At 42.8% G+C, this 229-nt stretch carries 1 protein-coding gene; it reads left to right on the top strand.

Annotated elements, in window-relative coordinates:
- Nucleotides 1-229 (top strand): geranylgeranylglyceryl/heptaprenylglyceryl phosphate synthase (locus tag ACWA1B_RS23770; RefSeq protein WP_456911166.1); only part of this gene is annotated, 229 nt, incomplete at both ends.

Raw genomic sequence — 229 nt, 5'->3', positions numbered from 1 at the left:
CCGTTGCGCGTGTAAGCAAAACGAAACCTTTAAGTCGAGAAAATCTTGATCTGGTTTTGGCGACAGCTCAGGCAGGAGAAATGTTAGGCAATCAATTGATTTATTTAGAAGCGGGAAGCGGTGCCAAACAGCCAGTGCCAACGGAAATGATCGAGCTGATTTCTCAAAATATAGAAATTCCTGTTATTGTTGGTGGAGGAATCGTAGATTTGCACGGAATTCAAAAAGC

The organism is Flavobacterium xizangense (assembly GCF_054075145.1).
Note: the sequence above shows the minus strand (reverse complement) of the source record. Positions and strands in the feature narration are given on the sequence as shown.